This is a genomic window from Nitratireductor lacus, assembly GCF_056431025.1.
This window is the reverse complement of the sequence record NZ_JBWKMB010000063.1, coordinates 1-1,111: the sequence shown is the minus strand read 5'-3', so window position 1 is coordinate 1,111 and position 1,111 is coordinate 1. Positions and strand designations below refer to the sequence as shown.

General features: G+C 44.8%; 1 protein-coding gene. It reads left to right on the top strand.

The window, feature by feature from the left end; all coding sequences use genetic code 11:
• Positions 1-25: 25 nt before the first annotated feature.
• A partial coding sequence (locus AC07E3_RS21420; RefSeq protein WP_478364757.1) for an IS1634 family transposase occupies positions 26-1,111 on the top strand: 1,086 nt, incomplete at its 3' end.

Genomic DNA, 1,111 nt, shown 5'->3' with positions numbered 1-1,111 from the left:
TGTTGCTCTTTTTTAAACTTTTCTCTTGACACAGATCCCTATTCTTGATCTATTACTCTCTTTTGAGAGCCATAAAAATATGTCATTTCCATCTGCCAAGTCATTAGATCACTTAGGGTTAGTCGCGGGTTTTGCCAAAGAGTTAGCAATAGCCGACGTTGTTAACAATACGATTGGTGATACAGGTCTACGTAAAGTCAGTACAGGGGATTTATTTGTCGCTATGCTGCTTAATGGGCTTGGTTTCACTGGCCGAACATTGCACATGTACAGTGAATACTTCACGAACAGACCGCTGGATAGACTATTGGGGAAAGGCATTGAGGCCAAGCATATCAACGATGATGCCCTTGGACGTTGCTTAGATGCACTCTATGAATACGGTGTGAGCGATTTATACCAGCAATTGGGTGAGAAAGTCGTGTCTCATTTAGGGCTGGTTAATGAGTCACTGCACTTAGATTCCAGTAGTTTTCACTACGATGGCCAAGAAACGCCAGACGATGATATGCACACGGTGCGCTTAACCAAAGGCTATTCAAGAGACCATCGACCAGAGTTAAATCAAGTCATTTTGAATTTGATTTGTGAGAATCAATCAGGCATTCCGGTTTACATGAAACCCGCCAGTGGCAACAGCAATGACATGGAAGGGTTTAAACAGATTGTTAAAGCCCATATCGGCAGTTTAAAAGCCGCACAGTCGAATCGCTATTTAGTGGCAGATGCGGCGTTGTATACGCAAGAGACATTAGTGGAATTACATAATATGGGGCAAACGTTTATCACGCGTGTCCCACAAACCTTGAAAGAGGCAAAGGTGCTAGTAAGGTCGGCTTCTACCTTATCATTTGAGCCAATAAGCGAGGGTTATGAAGGGACTTGGTGTCAAAACGACTATGCGGGTGTCGCTCAAAAATGGTTACTGGTTCGAAGCGAACAGGCACAAAAACGGGAGCGTCATACCCTCGACAAGCGCATGCTCAAACAAGCGGAGCAGGCGCGTAAGAGTTTTAAAAAACTGTGCCAGTTGGAATTTGCCTGTGAAGACGATGCCAACCAAGCCCTTAAGCTCTGGCGAGCCAAACAAGCGGTATGTGATGTCGAGGCA